This is a genomic window from Rhizobacter sp. Root1221, assembly GCF_001425785.1.
In the GTDB taxonomy this organism is placed as follows: domain Bacteria; phylum Pseudomonadota; class Gammaproteobacteria; order Burkholderiales; family Burkholderiaceae_C; genus Rhizobacter.
Map to the genome: position 1 here is coordinate 43495 of NZ_LMDI01000016.1, position 17783 is coordinate 61277.

At 65.8% G+C, this 17783-nt stretch carries 15 protein-coding genes; 12 read left to right on the plus strand and 3 right to left on the minus strand.

What is annotated here, in order from left to right; translation table 11 throughout:
• Positions 1-65: 65 nt before the first annotated feature.
• A complete protein-coding gene (locus tag ASC87_RS13630; RefSeq protein ID WP_056662495.1) occupies positions 66-1649 on the minus strand; it encodes a DUF262 domain-containing protein in 1584 nt (527 codons plus the stop codon).
• 683 nt (positions 1650-2332) lie between these two features.
• Complete coding sequence (locus ASC87_RS33780; protein ID WP_369820762.1) at positions 2333-3088, minus strand: Arm DNA-binding domain-containing protein; 756 nt, start codon at positions 3086-3088, stop codon at positions 2333-2335.
• A 140-nt stretch (positions 3089-3228) separates the two neighbouring features.
• Here ASC87_RS33780 and mutS point away from each other — a divergent pair, with 140 nt between their 5' ends.
• From mutS to ASC87_RS13690, 12 genes are all read left to right on the plus strand, one after another.
• On the plus strand, positions 3229-5793 hold the full coding sequence (gene mutS / locus ASC87_RS13640) for a DNA mismatch repair protein MutS (RefSeq protein WP_157604031.1): 2565 nt from the start codon (positions 3229-3231) through the stop codon (positions 5791-5793).
• Positions 5790-6611, plus strand: a complete 822-nt coding sequence (locus ASC87_RS13645) for a proteasome-type protease (protein ID WP_056662500.1) — start codon at positions 5790-5792, stop codon at positions 6609-6611. The genes mutS and ASC87_RS13645 overlap by 4 nt, the downstream gene beginning before the upstream one ends.
• Positions 6611-7459: an alpha/beta fold hydrolase gene (locus tag ASC87_RS13650; protein WP_056662503.1), complete on the plus strand. Its 849-nt coding sequence runs from the start codon at positions 6611-6613 to the stop codon at positions 7457-7459. The genes ASC87_RS13645 and ASC87_RS13650 overlap by 1 nt, the downstream gene beginning before the upstream one ends.
• A gap of 65 nt (positions 7460-7524) precedes the next feature.
• Positions 7525-9201, plus strand: a complete 1677-nt coding sequence (locus tag ASC87_RS13655; RefSeq protein ID WP_056662506.1) for a CTP synthase — start codon at positions 7525-7527, stop codon at positions 9199-9201.
• 34 nt (positions 9202-9235) lie between these two features.
• Entirely contained in the window at positions 9236-10093 is an 858-nt protein-coding gene (gene kdsA, locus ASC87_RS13660; protein WP_056662510.1) for a 3-deoxy-8-phosphooctulonate synthase, read from the plus strand.
• Positions 10094-10165: 72 nt separating this feature from the next.
• Complete coding sequence (gene eno / locus ASC87_RS13665; protein ID WP_056662515.1) at positions 10166-11449, plus strand: phosphopyruvate hydratase; 1284 nt, start codon at positions 10166-10168, stop codon at positions 11447-11449.
• 27 nt (positions 11450-11476) lie between these two features.
• Positions 11477-11755: a cell division protein FtsB gene (gene ftsB, locus ASC87_RS13670; RefSeq protein ID WP_056662518.1), complete on the plus strand. Its 279-nt coding sequence runs from the start codon at positions 11477-11479 to the stop codon at positions 11753-11755.
• A gap of 27 nt (positions 11756-11782) precedes the next feature.
• Positions 11783-12412 (plus strand): nicotinamide riboside transporter PnuC, encoded by a 630-nt coding sequence (gene pnuC / locus ASC87_RS13675; RefSeq protein ID WP_056662521.1) that lies wholly within the window; start codon positions 11783-11785, stop codon positions 12410-12412.
• A 7-nt stretch (positions 12413-12419) separates the two neighbouring features.
• Positions 12420-13052, plus strand: coding sequence for an AAA family ATPase (locus tag ASC87_RS13680; protein ID WP_056662524.1), 633 nt, complete (start codon positions 12420-12422; stop codon positions 13050-13052).
• Between the two features lie 251 nt (positions 13053-13303).
• Positions 13304-13438: a YHYH domain-containing protein gene (locus ASC87_RS31855; protein ID WP_157604032.1), complete on the plus strand. Its 135-nt coding sequence runs from the start codon at positions 13304-13306 to the stop codon at positions 13436-13438.
• A 25-nt stretch (positions 13439-13463) separates the two neighbouring features.
• Positions 13464-14000 carry a HupE/UreJ family protein gene (locus ASC87_RS13685; RefSeq protein WP_056662528.1) on the plus strand — a complete coding sequence of 179 codons (537 nt, stop codon included), beginning with the start codon at positions 13464-13466 and terminating at the stop codon, positions 13998-14000.
• Positions 14001-14083: 83 nt separating this feature from the next.
• Positions 14084-16093, plus strand: a complete 2010-nt coding sequence (locus tag ASC87_RS13690; RefSeq protein ID WP_056662532.1) for a DEAD/DEAH box helicase — start codon at positions 14084-14086, stop codon at positions 16091-16093.
• A 23-nt stretch (positions 16094-16116) separates the two neighbouring features.
• Here ASC87_RS13690 and ASC87_RS13695 read toward each other — a convergent pair whose 3' ends face one another.
• Positions 16117-17283 (minus strand): hypothetical protein, encoded by a 1167-nt coding sequence (locus ASC87_RS13695; protein WP_056662535.1) that lies wholly within the window; start codon positions 17281-17283, stop codon positions 16117-16119.
• Positions 17284-17783: the final 500 nt, after the last annotated feature.

Consider the following 17783-nt stretch of genomic DNA (forward strand, 5'->3'; position numbering starts at 1 on the left):
CCGAGCAGAATGGCGGTTGAGGACGAAGGCGCGAGCGAGTACTCAAGGACTATGCGTGGCGATTATCACTTGATAAGCTCTGAGGCAAACTCCGCGAGGCGAGCGCACCTGGCATGTAGAAATGGGAAATAGTTGTCGTGGAATTCTTCCGGATGACAGAATGCCGTTCCCAACGTCGCCGCCCGCGTTGCTGGAACGCCGAGGTCTTGGACATACACCGACGGACGCTTCTTGCCGATACTCTTGTTTTCTGCAGCACTAAGAAAACAAAAATTCCCTAAGACATTTATTTGTCCGTCGGGCACCCCAAGGTCCCTGAGGAAGGCGCGAGGATAGATGTGATGAAACTCCGAACGGTTGTAGCGTTGAAGCACCTTATCCAGGTCAATGATTTTTCCGGAAAGAAGACTTTTGGGGTCATTGTTTGCCAGAAGCAAGACAAACGTTTTTGTGGCTGCTGCCCCGACGCGGAATGAATTGGCGTAGAAGAATTCCGCCTCAACTTTGACGTCTATTGCATCGAGCAAATTATCTTCACGCCGCTTTAGCAGCGACATATGCTCAATATCAACTATCGTCGTCTTGCGGGTTTGGCTAGTGTATTTTCCTGAAAAGCACGTACGCCAAAACCATCGCTTCAAAGTCTGGAGAGTGGCACCATCGTAGACAATTTCTTTTCCATCTGGCGCTGCGAAAAAGACTGCCAGAGGAACGAGCATCGAGGGGTAGGGAAGGAGCTTTAAGTGAACAACTTTAAGCTCGGTCCGAAGAAAATCAATAGCACCACGAATTCCGTTCTCGACCGTTGAGAACTGGGCTCGCACGTCCGCGCCGTTCAATGCCAACAACTTTTCTGCACCAGGTTCGCCAGTCAGGATGCCCGCGACACAACTCAAAACTAGATCGGCATCGTCACCGATTCCTTCGAATCCAAAATCAGATAACTCCTCGCGCAGCTCCTTGAACTTATCCAGCAGATCGAACTCGTCGCTCCAAGTCCACGCCGAAAGGAGTTGGAGCGTATCCAGCGCCACGCCCAGGTGGTTGATTCGCTCGAAAACGATTGCCACAATGGATCGATCCTCGCTTTTTAAGAGCTGAACGGGAATCTGTACCTCTTTAAATTTCTCCTGCAGCTTGTCTACTACGGCGATCTGCTCGGCTTTAAGGTGTTCTGTTTTTACTCGATATCGAACCGAGTCAAAGAGAACATTCATAGGAAAATATCGATTCTTGTCTACCGGCTCGCCATCTGGAATGGCAATGAAATAGCTATCCTGAGGGTTGCCCGTAGCATTAAGATCGAAATACAGGTCCGCCCAATCAGGATTTTCGCCCGCATTCAAATCAGTTTGAAAGACGGTAAATATGGACGTAAGGCGTTGTTGCCCGTCCAAGACATAGTCAATCGGATAGTCCGCCTGGGGGTCAGGCAAGGTAAACGTACCCAACTTCCTTTCCGTCAACAACTGATGTTTGGTCCGCCAAAAAAGGAGCGAACCAAATGGATAGCCCTTGTAGATACTATCCAACAAGTAGGCCACTCGATCCATCTCCCAGACGAATCCTCGTTGAAATGCAGGGATTCGAATCTCCCCGCTAACGACGGAATCAAGAATCTTGCGAATGGGATAGTGTTGGTATTCCATGTAGGACGCTCCAATGCAACGGGCAATGTACTCTGGAAGTGGCCTTCTGAACCCAAGCCGATGCTCAGACTCCCAAATTCTGACAAACACTCCACAGTTAGCCCGATTAGCGCCTCCGCATCCAATAGTCGACAATCCTTCCGGCGGCGGGTGATTAAATGAGCTAAGTGCGCTGTTCATGAGCACCCGCCAGCCGCGCTGGCGGCCAAGCCTTCAAGATGCTGCGACAGCCGGGTGATCCAGACACGGCGCTCGGCGTCATACTGGTGCCTGCTATATGTACCTTGGTCATCCGGCAACAAGTGCCCGATGACAACCTACGCCAAGTCCCCCGGGCACCCTAAGGCGGCCAGCCTCGTGCGACTGGTCCGCCGCAAGTCGTGCGGCGCAAAATGCAGCACCGGAAGACGGGCGCGCACCCATTCAGGCCGAAGTTCGCACCCGGCAGCGTGCATCCGCGTGGCAACGCCCAGAGCCTTCTGGTCAATATGCCCTGACTTTCTTCGACTGGGGAAAAGATGGCCGCTCGGGTGGACAGCCAGCCTTCTACGGACGATAGCCTCCGCACGGCCTTCCAGGCACTCGCAGATCCGTCAACAGGGGCAGGCGCCGCATCTTCAGTTTTGCCTTTGGAACGGTCCACCACATCCCATCAGTCTCCTCTGTAACCTCCACGGCCTCGATCACAACGATTTCCGCGCCGCGGCAGCAGGTCCACAGTAGAGCGTGAGTGCGTCTGCGGCGTCGCGGGAGAAGTTCGACAGCCATGGGATCAAGAGCGCCAGCTCAGGCTCATTGAGCACGCGTTTAGCCACGCCGAAATGTTCACCCTTTACCTTCTTGCCCTTGCTCTTGAGCTTGCCTCGCAGCACGAGACGCCACCAGTTCGGGACATCCGGCGCTGGGCGACCAGCATCCAGAGCGCGATCCCAGACTGCTCCGAGAAGCTGCCGCAACCGCCTAGCCTGAACCGGGTGGCCCCGCTTTGCGTCGATCAGATCGAAGGCGTCCGCCCGAGTGATGCTCGCGGCCGCCCGGGCTGCGATCGCAGTGGTGTCGAGGTTGAGAGTACGCTCAGCCTCGGCATAGGTTCTCGGCGCGACGTTGCTGCGGTTCGCCTCGAGAAAATCCGCGCACGCACGACTGACGATGTACTGCCCAACCTTCGCCGCCGTAGAGACAGCACGCTTGGCGGCAGCAGGGTCGCCGCCAACGTCTCGCTGGGCCTTCACCTTTTCCCACGCTGCCAGCGCCGCCGGCAATCCCATGGCTGGCCAGCGCCCGAGCTTGATCTGTCGCATCAAGCCTTCGACCGGAGACTTATACCGGTACTTCCAGGTCCGGGTTGACGCAGTAGCGACCAGGCGAAGGCCCGGCGCCCCGTCTACCGTAAGATGCTCCCCCTCCCCCAGCGCCTTGGCCGCTCGTGCATCAAACATGAAAAGTTACGCCTCCCGAAAACTTACGCCGAAACCTACGCAATGTGAACGCGTGGGGGTACGTTCGGATGCGTGAACTAGCACAGGCTCCCAGGGGAGTTTCAGAGGTAGAGCTACCTGACCTCTCGACTCACACGCCCATGATGCAGCAGTACCTGCGCATCAAGCACGGCTTCCCCGAGACGCTGGTGTTCTACCGGATGGGCGACTTCTACGAGTTGTTCTTCGACGACGCCCGCAAGGCCAACCGGTTGCTCGACATCACGCTGACCACCCGCGGCCAGAGCGGCGGCGAACCGGTGACGATGGCCGGCGTGCCGGTGCATGCGGTGGAGAACTACCTCGCCAAGCTGATCAAGATGGGCGAGGCCGTCGCCATCGCCGAACAGGTGGGCGACGTGGCCACGGCCAAGGGACCGGTGGAACGCAAGGTGGTGCGCGTGGTGACGCCAGGCACCGTGACCGACACCGAGCTGCTCGCCGACAAACGCGACGCGCTGCTGCTCGCGGTGGCGCAGCGCACGCACAAGGGCGTGACCACCTACGGCCTCGCGTGGCTCGGTCTGTCGAATGGCCAGCTGGGCCTCACCGAATGCAATGAACGCGAACTGCCCGGCTGGCTGTCGCGCCTGAACGCGGCCGAAGCGCTGGTGGACCGCGACGCGGTGCCCGCCGCGCTGGCCCAGTCGCGCCTCGCCATCACCCACCGCCCCACATGGCAGTTCGACGCGGCGCTCGGCGAACGCAAGCTGTGCGAGCAACTGCGCGTGGCCACGCTGGCCGGCTTCAGCGCACACGAGCTGGGCACGGCCCATGCGGCCGCGTCGGCCCTGCTGAGCTATGCCGAACACACGCAGGGCCAGGCCCTCGCCCACGTGCGCACGCTCACGGTGGAACGCGCAAGCCACCTGGTGGACCTGCCCCCCACCACCCACCGCAACCTGGAACTGGTGCAGACGCTGCGCGGCGACGACTCACCCACGCTGCTGTCGCTGATCGACACGTGCCGCACCGGCATGGGCAGCCGGGCGCTGCGCCACTGGCTCACGCACCCGCTGCGCGAACGCACCGTGGCGATGCAACGGCACGATGCGCTCGACGTGCTGATGCGCCACGTGCTGGCACCACTGCGCGACACGCTGCGTGGCATCAGCGACGTGGAACGCATCACCGCCCGCGTGGCGCTGCGCCAGGTGCGCCCGCGCGAGATGGCCGGCCTGCGCGCCACGCTGCAGGCGCTGCCGCAACTGCGCGACATCGTGCCGGTGGGCAACGCCGTGCTGCTCGACATGCTGTCGGAAGCGCTGTCGCCGTCGCCCGCCATCGAGGCGCTGCTGCGCACGGCCATTGCAGAGGAGCCGTCGGTCCAGCTGCGTGACGGCGGCGTGATCGCCCCGGGTTTCGATGCCGACCTCGACGAGTTGCGCGCCATCAGTCTCAACTGCGACGATTTCCTGCTGGCGCTGGAAACGCGCGAGCGCACGCGCACCGGCATCCCGAACCTGCGCGTGCAATTCAACAAGGTGCACGGCTTCTACATCGAGGTCACGCAAGGCCAGGCATCGAAGGTGCCGGCCGACTACCAGCGCCGCCAGACGCTCAAGAACGCCGAACGGTTCATCACGCCGGAACTGAAGGCGTTCGAGGACAAGGCGCTGTCCGCACAGGACCGCTCGCTCGCCCGCGAGAAGATGCTCTACGAGCAGGTGATCGATGGCCTGCAGTCGCACATCGAGGCCTTGTCGGGCCTGGCCCGCGCGCTCGCGTCGATCGACGCGCTGGCCGCGCTGGCCGAACGGGCCACCACGCTCAACTGGTGCCGTCCGCAGTTCGTGCGCGAGCCCTGCATCGCGATCGACGGTGGCCGCCACCCGGTGGTGGAGGCCCGGCTGCAGGAGACCGGCGGCGGCAACTTCATGGCCAACGACTGCCGGCTCGACGCCACGCGCAAGATGCTCGTGATCACCGGCCCGAACATGGGCGGCAAGAGCACCTTCATGCGCCAGGTGGCGCTGATCGCGCTGCTGGCTGCCATGGGCTCGTTCGTGCCCGCCACGGCCTGCCGCCTCGGCCCCATCGACGCCATCCACACCCGCATCGGCGCGGCCGACGACCTGGCCAACGCGCAGTCCACGTTCATGCTCGAGATGACGGAGGCCGCCGCCATCGTGCACGGTGCCACCGAACACTCGCTCGTGCTGATGGACGAGATCGGCCGCGGCACGTCCACGTTCGACGGCCTCGCGCTCGCGGGCGCCATCGCCAGCCACCTGCACGACCGCAACAAGGCCTTCACGCTGTTCGCCACGCACTACTTCGAGCTGACCGAGTTCCCGCTGAAACACCAGCAGGCGGTGAACGTGCACGTGTCGGCGGCCGAGAACGGCGACGACATCGTGTTCCTGCACGACATCCAGCCCGGCCCCGCGAGCCGCAGCTACGGCGTGCAGGTGGCACGCCTGGCCGGCATGCCGTCCACGCTGGTGCGGCAGGCCCGCCACACGCTGTCGGCGCTGGAGACCAGCAAGGAGGCCGCCAGCGCCCAGGTGGACCTGTTCGCCGCGCCCGCGGCCGTCCCGGAGTCCGAGCCGTCGGAGGTGGATCGTGCCCTCTCCGGCATCAACCCCGATATGCTGTCACCCAAGGAGGCGCTCGACGCCCTCTACCGACTCAAGAACCTTCAGAAGCAAGAAGCCACGTCATGACCTATTGCATCGGCGTCAAACTGGACGCGGGCCTCGTGTTCCTGTCCGACTCCCGCACGAACGCGGGCGTGGACCAGATCAGCACGTTCCGCAAGATGATGATCTACGAGAAGCCGGGCGACCGCTTCATGGTGCTGCTGTCGGCCGGCAACCTGTCCATCTCGCAGTCCGTGCGCGAGATCCTGCAGGTGGAGAAGCTCGACAACGGCGTCGAGCCGCCCATCACCATCTGGAACGCCACCAGCATGTTCGACGTGGCCCGTGTCCTGGGCAGCGCCATCCGCCGCATCTACGACCAGGATGCCCGCGCGCTGCACCACTCGGGGGTGGAGTTCAATGCCTCGCTGATCCTCGGCGGCCAGATAGGCGACGAGCCGATGCGCCTCTTCCTCGTGTACTCGGCCGGCAATTTCATCGAGGCCACGCGCGAGACCTGCTATTTCCAGATCGGCGAATCGAAGTACGGCAAGCCCGTGCTCGACCGCATGATCACGCCGCAGACGCCGCTCGACGAAGCCGCCAAGTGCGCGCTGGTGTCCATGGACTCCACGCTCAAGTCCAACCTGTCGGTGGGGTTGCCGCTCGACCTGCTGGTGTACAAGGCCAATGCGCTGCAGACCGAGCAGATCGTCTGCATCGACGAACACAACCCGTATTTCGCGATGATCCGCGGCGCCTGGGGCCAGAAACTGCGCCAGGTGTTCGAATCCCTCGACGACCCGCAATGGGGGTCCGACGCGGCCACGTACCCGCTGCGGGCACCGTCGCGCTTCGAACCCATGGGCAAGATCCACAGCCCGGGGGAGAAGATCCTCTGATGGCGGAGCAGGCGCCTCTCCCGCCCATCGTCTTCTCGCACGCGAACAGCTTCCCGGCGGGCACCTACCGCCTGCTGTTCGACCTGTGGCGAGCCGCCGGGCACGAGGTGTACGCGGTCGACAAGTTCGGGCACGACCCGAAGTACCCGGTCAGCAACCAGTGGCCCCGCCTGCGCGACCAGCTGATCCACTTCGCCGAACACGAGGTGGGCCGCCCCGCCTATTTCGTGGGCCATTCGCTCGGCGGCTTCCTGAGCGTGCTGGCCGCCGCGCGGCAGCCCGGCCTGGCCAAAGGTGTCGTGCTGCTCGATTCGCCGCTGATCGGCGGCCTCGTGGGCGCGATGGTGCGGTTTGCCAAATCCACCGGTTTTGGCGCAAGGTTCTCGCCCGGCCACGTCTCGCAACGCCGGCGCCACCACTGGCCCAGCGCCGAGGCAGCCTACAGCCACTTCCACGCCAAGGCCGCATTCGCCCGCTGGAACCCCGAGGTGCTGCTGGACTACATCGCCTGCGGCATCGTGCCGTCGGAGCCACCCATGGAACGCGGCCACACGCTCGCGTTCCTGCGCGACGTGGAAACCAGCATCTACAACACGCTGCCCCACGACATCCCGCAGTTCCTGCGCAAGCACCCGCTGCAGTGCCCGCTCGCCTTCGTGGGAGGCACCCGATCCACCGAGGTGCGCCAGGTGGGCATGGCCATCACCGAGCGTGTGGCGGCGGGCCGCATCTCGTGGATCGACGGCACGCACCTGTACCCGTTCGAGCAGCCGCACCAGACGGCCGCCGAGGTGTTGCGGTGGTTGTCCGTGTTCCGGGGCGAGACCCCGGCGCCCGTCGTGCCCTGAGCGGCTGACCAAGCCTATAATCGCGCTTTACCACCAGGGCACTCGTGGAAACGATGCCAAAAGCAATGACCAAGTTCGTCTTTGTTACCGGCGGTGTGGTGTCCTCGCTGGGCAAGGGCATCGCGGCTGCATCCCTCGCGGCGATCCTCGAATCCCGCGGCCTCAAGGTCACCCTCCTCAAGCTGGATCCCTACCTCAACGTGGATCCGGGCACGATGTCGCCCTTCCAGCACGGCGAGGTGTTCGTCACCGACGACGGTGCGGAGACCGACCTCGACCTGGGCCACTACGAGCGCTTCATCACCACCCGGATGAAGAAGGCCAACAACTTCACCACCGGCCAGATCTACAAGAGCGTGCTCGAGAAGGAGCGCCGCGGTGACTACCTCGGCAAGACCGTCCAGGTCATCCCGCACGTCACCAACGAGATCCAGGACTTCGTCAAGCGCGGCGCCGGTGTCGGCGGCGACAACGGCGTCGACGTGGCCATCGTGGAAGTGGGCGGCACCGTGGGTGACATCGAAAGCCTGCCGTTCCTCGAGGCAGCGCGCCAGATGAGCCTGCGCCTGGGCCCCAACAACACCGCGTTCGTCCACCTCACCTACGTGCCGTGGATCGCCGCGGCCGGCGAGCTGAAGACCAAGCCCACCCAGCACACCGCGCAGAAGCTGCGCGAGATCGGCATCCAGGCCGACGTGCTGCTGTGCCGCGCCGACCGTCCCATCCCCGATGAAGAGCGCGGCAAGATCTCGCTGTTCACCAACGTGCCCGAGTGGGGCGTGATCTCCATGTGGGACGTGGACACCATCTACAAGGTGCCGCGCATGCTGCACGAGCAGGGCCTCGACGGCCTGATCTGCGACAAGCTGCGCATCAACACCCCGCCGGCCAACCTCAAGCGCTGGGATGCCCTCGTGGCCGAGGTCGAGAACCCGAAACGCCGCGTCAGCATCGCCATGTGCGGCAAGTACACCGACCTGTCCGACTCGTACAAGTCGCTGAACGAGGCGTTGCGCCACGCCGGCATCCACAACCACGCCAAGGTCGACATCGAGTACGTCGACTCCGAGACGCTCACCCCCGACACCGTGGGCCAGCTGTCGCGCTTCGACGCCATCCTGGTGCCGGGCGGGTTCGGCAAGCGGGGCGTGGAGGGCAAGATCCTCGCGGCCAAGTTCGCCCGTGAACACAAGCTGCCGTACCTGGGCATCTGCCTCGGCATGCAGGTGGCCACCATCGAATACGCCCGCCACATGGCCGGCCTCGACGGCGCCAACAGCACCGAGTTCGAAGCCGACGCCAAGCACCCGGTGATCGCCCTGATCGACGAATGGCAGGACGCCGACGGTTCCATCCAGAAGCGCAACGCCCAGTCCGACCTGGGTGGCACCATGCGCCTCGGTGCCCAGAGCTCCGACGTCAAGCTGGGCACCCTCGCCCACGAGATCTACGGCGACGTGGTCACCGAACGGCACCGCCACCGCTACGAGGCCAACGTCAACTACCTCGACCGCCTGGGCGAAGCCGGCCTCGTGATCTCCGCGCTCACGCAGCGCGAGAAGCTCACCGAGATCGTCGAGCTGCCGCGCACGGTGCACCCGTGGTACATGGGCGTCCAGTTCCACCCGGAATTCAAGTCCACCCCGTGGGACGGCCACCCGCTGTTCAAGTCCTACATCGAGGCCGCCCTCGCCCACCAGACCGCGCGCCAGTCCGGCTCGCCGGCCAAGGTGGCGGCCTGATGTTCCTTCACCTTTCACTGAACGAGGTCCCGGCATGAAGCTTTGCGGATTCGACATCGGCATCGACAAGCCGTTTTTCCTGCTCGCCGGCCCCTGCGTCGTCGAGTCCGAACAACTCCAGATGGACGTGGCCGGCACGCTGAAGGAAATCACCAGCGCGCTGGGCATTCCGTTCATCTTCAAGAGCAGCTACGACAAGGCCAACCGCTCGTCGGGCAGCACCTTCCGCGGCCCCGGCATGGAAAAGGGCCTGGAGATCCTGGCGAAGGTGAAGCGCGAGCTGAACGTGCCCCTCATCACCGACGTGCACTCGGAAGCCGAAGTGCCCGCCGTGGCCTCGGTGGTGGACGTGCTGCAGACCCCGGCCTTCCTGTGCCGCCAGACCGATTTCATCCGTGCCGTGGCCCAGAGCGGCAAGCCGGTGAACATCAAGAAGGGCCAGTTCCTGGCCCCCGGCGACATGAAAAACGTGATCCAGAAGGCCCGCGACGCCGCGCGCGAGAAGGGCCTGCCCGAAGACAACTTCCTCGCCTGCGAACGCGGCGTGAGCTTCGGCTACAACAACCTCGTGAGCGACATGCGGTCGCTCGCGATCATGCGCGATACCGGCGCGCCGGTGGTGTTCGACGCCACCCACTCCGTGCAGTTGCCGGGCGGCCAGGGCACCAGCTCTGGCGGCCAGCGCGAATTCGTGCCGGTGTTGTCGCGCGCCGCCGTCGCCGTGGGCATCTCGGGCCTGTTCATGGAAACGCACCCCGACCCTGCCAAGGCCATGAGCGACGGCCCCAATGCTGTGCCGCTGAAGCACATGCGTGCGTTGCTCGAACAACTCGTGGCGCTCGATCGCGTGATCAAGCAGCAGCCGTTGCTCGAGAACGATTTTTCCTGCTGATTCACGCCGGCGACCCTGGCAGTATCGGCGTCCGCCCGTTTGAAAAACTAAACCAAACCAAAGGAACCTGGAATGAGTGCGATTGTTGACATTGTCGGTCGGGAGATCCTCGACAGCCGCGGCAACCCCACCGTCGAATGCGACGTGCTGCTCGAGTCGGGCGTGATGGGCCGTGCGGCCGTGCCGTCGGGCGCGTCCACCGGTTCGCGCGAAGCCATCGAGCTGCGCGACGGCGACAAGAGCCGCTACCTCGGCAAGGGCGTGCTGCGCGCCGTCGAACACGTCAACACCGAGATCAGCGAAGCCGTGCTGGGCCTCGACGCCTCGGAACAGGCCTTCCTCGACCGCACGCTGATCGACCTCGACGGCACCGAGAACAAGAGCCGCCTGGGCGCCAATGCCACGCTGGCCGTGTCGATGGCCGTGGCCCGTGCCGCGGCGGAAGAAAGCGGCCTGCCGCTGTACCGCTACTTCGGCGGTTCGGGCGCCATGCAGCTGCCAGTGCCGATGATGAACGTCATCAACGGCGGCGCACACGCCAACAACAACCTCGATCTGCAAGAGCTGATGATCATCCCCGTGGGCGCCCCGAGCTTCCGCGAAGCGATGCGTTACGGCGCCGAGGTGTTCCACGCGCTCAAGAAGATCATCCACGACAAGGGCATGAGCACCGCCGTGGGCGACGAAGGCGGCTTTGCCCCCAGCATCGCCAGCCACGAAGCGGCCATCCAGCTGATCCTCGAGGCCATCGACAAGGCCGGCTACACCGCCGGTGACCAGATCGCCATCGGCCTCGACTGCGCGGCCAGCGAGTTCTACAAGGACGGCAAGTACGTGCTGGGCGGCGAAGGCCTGACGCTGTCGGCCCCCGAGTGGACCGACATCCTCGCCACCTGGGTCGACAAGTACCCCATCATCAGCATCGAAGACGGCATGCACGAAGGCGACTGGGACGGGTGGAAGCACCTGACCGAACGCCTCGGCAACAAGGTCCAGCTCGTGGGCGACGACCTGTTCGTCACCAACACGAAGATCCTGCGTGAAGGCATCGAGAAGCGCATCGCCAACTCGATCCTGATCAAGATCAACCAGATCGGCACGCTGACCGAAACCTTCGCGGCCATCGAACTGGCCAAGCGTTCGAACTACACGGCCGTGATCAGCCACCGTTCGGGCGAAACCGAAGACTCGACCATCGCGGACATCGCCGTCGGCACCAACGCCGGCCAGATCAAGACCGGTTCGATGAGCCGTTCGGACCGCATGGCCAAGTACAACCAGCTGCTGCGCATCGAGGAAGACCTGGGCGACGTCGCCACCTACCCCGGCCGCTCGGCGTTCTACAACCTGCGCTGATCCCGCGACCGCGAAAGCTCCACCCTCGTGCGCCTCGTCACCCTGGCACTGCTGGCCTTGCTGGCCCTCGTGCATGCCGAACTCTGGTTCGGCAAGGGTGGTGTGCCTCGGGTGATGGAGCTGCAGGCGAAGTTGTCCGCCCAGGCGGCGGACAACGACGCCGCATCGGCCCGCAACGAGCAGCTCGGCGCCGAGGTGCGCGACTTCAAGGAAGGCCTGGAAATGGTCGAGGAGAAGGCGCGCTTCGAGCTGGGCATGATCAAGCCCGACGAAATCTACGTGCAGGTCAACACGCCCAAGCGCTGACCCGCCCCCTCACCTTCCGCTGACCCGATGGACACCTTGCTGCAAGCGCTGCAGCCGCTGTTCGCAACCGCCTTGACCCTCTGGGGCGCGCCCGTCAGCTGGCTCGAACTGGTCGGCTGTGTGCTGGCCGTCGTGATGGTCGTGTTCAACATGCGGGTGAACCCCATCGCCTGGCCGCTGGCCATCGTCAGTTCGCTCCTCTTTTTCGCCCTCTTCTGGAACAGCCGCCTCTACGGCGAGGCCGGGCTGCAGATCGTCTTCGCCGTGATGGCCGGCTGGGGCTGGTGGCAATGGCTGCAGGGCCACCAGGAGAACGGTGCCACGCTCCGGGTGCGCCACCTGCGCCCGTCGAGCCGCGTGAAGGCGCTGGTGGCGCTGGCGCTCGCTTGGCCCGCCACCGCGCTTTTCCTGCGCACCTACACCAACACCGACGTGCCCTGGTGGGACGCCTTCCCCACCGCCGCGAGCCTCGTGGGCCAGTGGCTGCTGGGCCGCAAATACGTGGAGAACTGGCCCACCTGGGTGGCCGTCAACGTCGTCAGCGTGGGCCTGTTCGCCTACAAGGGCCTGTGGTTCACCACCGCGCTGTACCTGCTGTTCGTCGCCATGTCCTTCTCGGGCTGGCGCGCGTGGCAGCGGCTCGCGCAGCCCCGCTGAGCCCGCCATGGCGCTGACCGTCGCGCTGCTCGGGGCCGAGAGCACGGGCAAGACCACCCTGGCCCACGACCTAGCCCGTGCGCTCGCCGCCGATGGCCAACGCGTGGCCGTCGTGCACGAGTACCTGCGCGAGTTCTGCGACACCCTCGGGCGCACCCCGCGCGCCGAGGAGCAGATGGGCATCGCCGAGGAACAGACGCGGCGCATCGCCGCCGCCGCGGTGAACCACGACGTCGTGATCGCCGACACCACCGCGCTGATGATCGCCGTCTACAGCGACCTGCTGTTCAACGACCTGTCGCTGTACCCCATGGCCGTCGATGCCCTGCGCGGTTGCGGCCTCGTGCTGGTCACCGCACTCGACCTGCCGTGGCAGGCGGACGGCCTGCAGCGCGACGGCCCGCACGTGCGCGAGCCGGTGAACCGGCTGCTGCGAGCCGCACTGGTGCAAGGCACCATCGACCACGCCATCGTCTCCGGCACCGGTGACCAGCGCCTTGTTTCGGCGCTGGTGGCCGTACGCCACGCGCTGGCCACGCCGGACGCCGAACGCGAGGCCAGGGTCAACCCGCGTTGGACCTGGGCGTGCGACCGGTGCAGTGATGGGGATTGCGAACGGCACATCCGGTTGCCGCGCTGAAGGGCTGGCGGGCCTTCGTCCATCCCATCCACCCAGTCTTGATATCTCGGGGCAGAACTTCACCCGGACGCGCATCTTGAGTGCGAGCAGGCCACGCCCGTTCTTGCAACGAGACGGACTGCCGCAACCCATCAGGGTACGGGGAAAACACCAAGTGCGCCAAGGCACGCGCGGCCAACGCCCGTGACGAAAGCACGCCCGAGACCGCACAGTCAGAGCTACGCTACAGCTCGAACACCTGGGAGAAAAAGATGAAACGACTGTTCATGCTGATCGGCGTCGCTTTGGCGCTCGTCAGTGGTTTTGCCATCGGACATGGCGGCGGGCTCGATTCAAGCGGCTGCCACCACGACAACAAGAACGGCGGCTACCACTGCCACCGTTGAGCGACGCCGCCATTCGCGTCCGGTCGTGAACGCCTTCGCCGTCAGCGGCTTCTGGAACGGTCTCACCCACCCGATCCTGGGCGTCGACCATCTGATTGCCATGGTTGCGGTGGGCGTCGTCAGTGCAAAACTCGGCCGACGAGCACTTTGGGCCGTACCGTCCGCATTTGTCATAGCCATGGCCGCAGGCGGTATCGCGGGGCTGAGCGGTTTCGTGCTGACTCAAGCAGAGCAATGGATTGCGGCCTCGCTGATCGCTCTGGGGGGAGTGGTCGCACTGAACCGAGCCGCACTCGCCCGACACTCGACTCTCGTCTCCACAGCCTCCCTCGCTTTCGTGATGATCTTCGGTGCTGCCCACGGCAACGCGCATGGGCTCGAAATCCCGGAAACCGCAGGGCCTATCGGCTTCGCCGCAGGCTTTCTTTCGGGCACATCGCTGCTGCACCTCGCAGGCGTGGGAATCGGGATGTTGTCCGAGCGGTGGATCGCGGTGTCGGTCCCGGTACGGATCGCCGGTGTGTTTGCAGTGGCATTGGGTGGCGGGTTGTCAGTGCGGTAGCGTGACAACGCGTCGCCTCTCAGCCGCCAGCACGGCCAACGGCTATAGTCGCGCCCTCCCACCGTCTCGTCCCACCGATCGCCATGAGCCTCGCCGACCTGCGTGCGGCGCTGGACGCCGAGCTCGCGGCCACGCCCGAGTACTACGACTTCAAGGTCCTTCGCAGCGAGCGCGACGGTGCGCTGTGGCGCGTGACGCTGGAGCCGGGGTACGTCTATGCCGATGGCCAGCGGCCGGGCCAGGCGTCGGCCCAGGCCCTGCTGGACGACAGCCTGGATGGCGCGTCCGCGTGGTGGGGTGCGCCGGTGAAGGGCGGCGCCAGCGTGCTGGCGGTGGTGGCCGAAGACGACCAGCTGGTGTTGCAGAACGCGAGCGCACGGCCGCCCGGGCCGGACTGCCTGATCCGCCTCTACCCCACGCGTTTCCTCAATGCCGTGGCCGAGGCCTGGTGGGACACGCCCTGGGCCGAACGTGCGCTCGCGTGCCTGCCCGACCTGGCCCACCCGCAGCCAGTGGACGACGGTCCGGCACTGACCGGCGCACCGTTCCGCTGGCTGCGCGCGGCGCAGCGCCAGGCCCTGTCCCTCGTGCGGCACAGCAGCGCCTTCCTCTGGGGACCACCCGGCACCGGCAAGACCACCACGCTGGGCGTGCTGCTGGCCGAGTACCTGGACACCCGGCCCACGGCCCGGGTGTTGCTGCTGTCCACCACCAACCACGCGGTGGACCTGGCCACGGTGGCCGTCGACAAGGCGCTGCAAAAGGGCCGGCGTGAGCACTGCCGGGAAGCGGTGCAGCGGCTCGGCACACGCTTCGACGCCGCGGCCTATGCCGGCCGCGAACACCTGATCCCCACCGCCGACCGCGACCTGATCGCACGGCTTGCCCGCGCCGAGGCGGCCCGGCCGTCGTCGCGCGACGCCGCGGCGCTGAAGGCGTGGGCCGACCGCGTGGCCGCACTGCGCGACGCGCTGCGCACGTCGTCACTGCAGGTGTTGCAGCGTTGCCGGCTGGCCAGCATGACCACCACTCGCGCCGCATTCACGCTGAAGACCCTGCGGGAACTGGCACCGGACGGCGGGCCGCCGTTCGACCTGGTGGTCTTCGACGAGGCCAGCCAGGTGAGCCTCGCGCACGCGCTCGCCCTCATGCCACTGGGCCGCGCCCGGCTGTTCGCTGGCGACCCGCAACAGCTCTCGCCGGTGCTGCGGAGCACCGACCGTGGGGCGCGCCAGTGGCTGGGCCGCTCGGCGTTCGCCGAGAAGCCGCGCCAGGCGCCATCGGTCGCGCTGCTGGACGAGCAGTCGCGCATGGCCGGTCCCATCAGTGACCTGGTCAGCGACCTCTTCTACGACGGCGCACTGCACGTGGCCGCCGACGCGGCCGCCCTGCCCGGCTGGCAGGCGGCGCGCCAGCGTGCGCTGGGGGAGGTCGATGCCAACACCCACGTCCACGTGCACCGGCTGAAGACCGATGGCGCCTGGTCGGCGGCCGAACGAGGGCCGGTGCGCCGGGAGTCGGCAGAGGCCATTGCCACCCTGGTGGCCGCCGCGCTGGACAGTGGCGAGTGGCAGCCGCACGAGCTGATCGTGCTGACTCCGTTCCGCGCGCAGCGGGCGCTGATACGCCAACGCCTGCGTGCCCACGGTGTCTCCGAGGCCGTGAAGGTCAGCACCGTCCACCGCGCGCAGGGCAGCGAGGCGCCGGTGGTGCTGTTCGACCCGGCAGACGGCGCCCAGCCTTTCCTGCAGACCGAGGAAGCACAGCGGCTGGTGAACGTGGCCCTGAGCCGCGCGCAAGGGAAAGTGGTGGTCTTCCTGTCGGCGGCCGATGCGGCCAACCCGCTGCTCTCACCCATCGTGCAGCGCCTGCGGTTGGCCGGCGATGCACGCGAGGCGGTGCCCCTGCTGGACCTGGCCCGGCAGCCGGGCTTCCCGGCCAATGCGCTGGGCCTGCGTGTCCGTGCCGGACGCCACACCGGCGAGGTGTCGCGGCTGAGCCCGGACGGGCAGCAGTTCTGGCTGGTCAACGAACGCACAGGCGCCACGCAGCTCTTCGACACCGCGTTCTGGCGCGCCCGTGCGAGGGATTGATTCCGCCGGGGTCACGACCGACGTCAATGCCCTGGCCACCCGCGGGGCCGCAGCGACAGCAGGAACCCCTGGTGCCCGCCCGTGATGCTGTTGAACGCTTCGCCCGTGATCCAGCCGTGGTCGTTGATGCCGGTCGCAGCACCAAGGTACCAGCCCGCGTCGCGGGTGGCCGCGTCGAGCAGGCTGTTCAGGTCGATGGCCACGTTGCCGCGCCACAGCGCCGCATGCCCATTGGGGTCGTTGGCGAGCGAACTCCACCCGACCGCCAGGCCGGCGTTGTTGACATCGTGTGCGGCGGCAGTCTCGCCGCCGAGCGTGCCCAGGTCGGTCAGCCTGCCGCGGCGCCACATGACAGCGCGTGGTCCCGACTCCGTGCCCGGCGGGGAACTGCTGCCGACGATCAGGCCTGCGTCGTTGATCGCGTTGGCATGGTGCTCCGTTCCGCCCAACCCGGCGAGTTCGATCACGGCACCGTCGCGCCACACGGTCGCATGCCGGCCCGTGGGCTCCCCCGTGGTGCTCCAGCCCACGATGGTGCCGGCGTTGTTGATGTCGTTCGCCGAGCTGTAGACACCGCCCAGCGTGCCGAGGTCGGTCAACCGGCCGGCACGCCACAACGTGGCGTGCAACGGCGCCAGGGTCTCGGGGCCCAGATAGCTCCAGCCCACGATCAGTCCGGCGTTGTTGATGCCCGTGGCACCGCTGGCAACGGCGTTGTTCAGGACACCCAGGTCGACAGGGCGGCCGCCAACCCACAAGGTCGCGTGCGAGGACGAGCCGTTGGGGATGATGGCGACGGTGCTGTTTCCCACGATCTTGCCGGCATCGTTGATGGCCGAGGCACTGCCGCTGCCGATGCCACCGATCGTCGGGAACCGGGTGGCCGAACCGCGGTACCACAACGTGGTGCCGAAGTCGGCGGCTTCACCGGCCCCTGATGTGCCCACGACCTGCGTGGCGTTGTTGAGCGCGCGCCCGGAGCTCTCCGTGCCGTCCACCGGGGCCAGCAGCGTGAAGGCCTGCCGCACGGCCCGGAGGTCCGAGGCCGACACCTCCTCCCCGGTCACGCTCGCCAGCGCCTTCGACGCGTCCGCGTCGGCACTGGCCTCGGGGTTGTCATCCCCTCCCCCACCGCAGGCGGCCAGCGCCAGCGGGGCAAGTCCGGACATCACGAAGGTTCTGCGCTGCATTGCTGCTCCTCAACGGTGATCCACCCACCTTCCGGTACAGCAGACCACGCACGAGATGGGGTGTGAACACGACGTGGTCGGCCATCGTATGCCCGAGGCATGGGCGATGCAATCCGCTTCGCGGGGCATCGTCATCCAGATTCACGACGCCCAATCGGCCGTTGCGCATTCAGGCCATCCGGCCGGCGGATCAGTGGGCGAGCCGGTCCGCCAGGTGGGCTGCAGCGCGCCCCGCGCAAACTGGGAACCCGATCAACCCAGGCGAACGCCGGGACCCGCTGGACGCGTGTGCCTGAGCATGTGATGCAGAGCAAGTGGCGCCTGCAGCGGGCGCCAAGCGTTCCACATTGTCGAGAGAATCGTGAGGCGAGGAGTTTCAGTCCAGATGTGACCGGGACGTCGCGGCGCCTGGGCACGGTGGGCCCCGACCTCCGTCGGGGTGACGGGGATTTTCCCCGGACAGCAGTGTCACTGCTGTCCGGAATAATGCCCCCCAGTTG

What these genes read in the sequence shown, in the direction of transcription:
- ASC87_RS13630 (WP_056662495.1), bottom strand. Translation starts at nt 1,649, where the DNA reads ATGGAATACCAACACTATCCCATTCGCAAGATTCTTGATTCCGTCGTT.
- ASC87_RS33780 (WP_369820762.1), bottom strand. Translation starts at nt 3,088, where the DNA reads ATGTTTGATGCACGAGCGGCCAAGGCGCTGGGGGAGGGGGAGCATCTT.
- mutS (WP_157604031.1), top strand. Translation starts at nt 3,229, where the DNA reads ATGATGCAGCAGTACCTGCGCATCAAGCACGGCTTCCCCGAGACGCTG.
- ASC87_RS13645 (WP_056662500.1), top strand. Translation starts at nt 5,790, where the DNA reads ATGACCTATTGCATCGGCGTCAAACTGGACGCGGGCCTCGTGTTCCTG.
- ASC87_RS13650 (WP_056662503.1), top strand. Translation starts at nt 6,611, where the DNA reads ATGGCGGAGCAGGCGCCTCTCCCGCCCATCGTCTTCTCGCACGCGAAC.
- ASC87_RS13655 (WP_056662506.1), top strand. Translation starts at nt 7,525, where the DNA reads ATGACCAAGTTCGTCTTTGTTACCGGCGGTGTGGTGTCCTCGCTGGGC.
- kdsA (WP_056662510.1), top strand. Translation starts at nt 9,236, where the DNA reads ATGAAGCTTTGCGGATTCGACATCGGCATCGACAAGCCGTTTTTCCTG.
- eno (WP_056662515.1), top strand. Translation starts at nt 10,166, where the DNA reads ATGAGTGCGATTGTTGACATTGTCGGTCGGGAGATCCTCGACAGCCGC.
- pnuC (WP_056662521.1), top strand. Translation starts at nt 11,783, where the DNA reads ATGGACACCTTGCTGCAAGCGCTGCAGCCGCTGTTCGCAACCGCCTTG.
- ASC87_RS13680 (WP_056662524.1), top strand. Translation starts at nt 12,420, where the DNA reads ATGGCGCTGACCGTCGCGCTGCTCGGGGCCGAGAGCACGGGCAAGACC.
- ASC87_RS31855 (WP_157604032.1), top strand. Translation starts at nt 13,304, where the DNA reads ATGAAACGACTGTTCATGCTGATCGGCGTCGCTTTGGCGCTCGTCAGT.
- ASC87_RS13690 (WP_056662532.1), top strand. Translation starts at nt 14,084, where the DNA reads ATGAGCCTCGCCGACCTGCGTGCGGCGCTGGACGCCGAGCTCGCGGCC.
- ASC87_RS13695 (WP_056662535.1), bottom strand. Translation starts at nt 17,283, where the DNA reads ATGCAGCGCAGAACCTTCGTGATGTCCGGACTTGCCCCGCTGGCGCTG.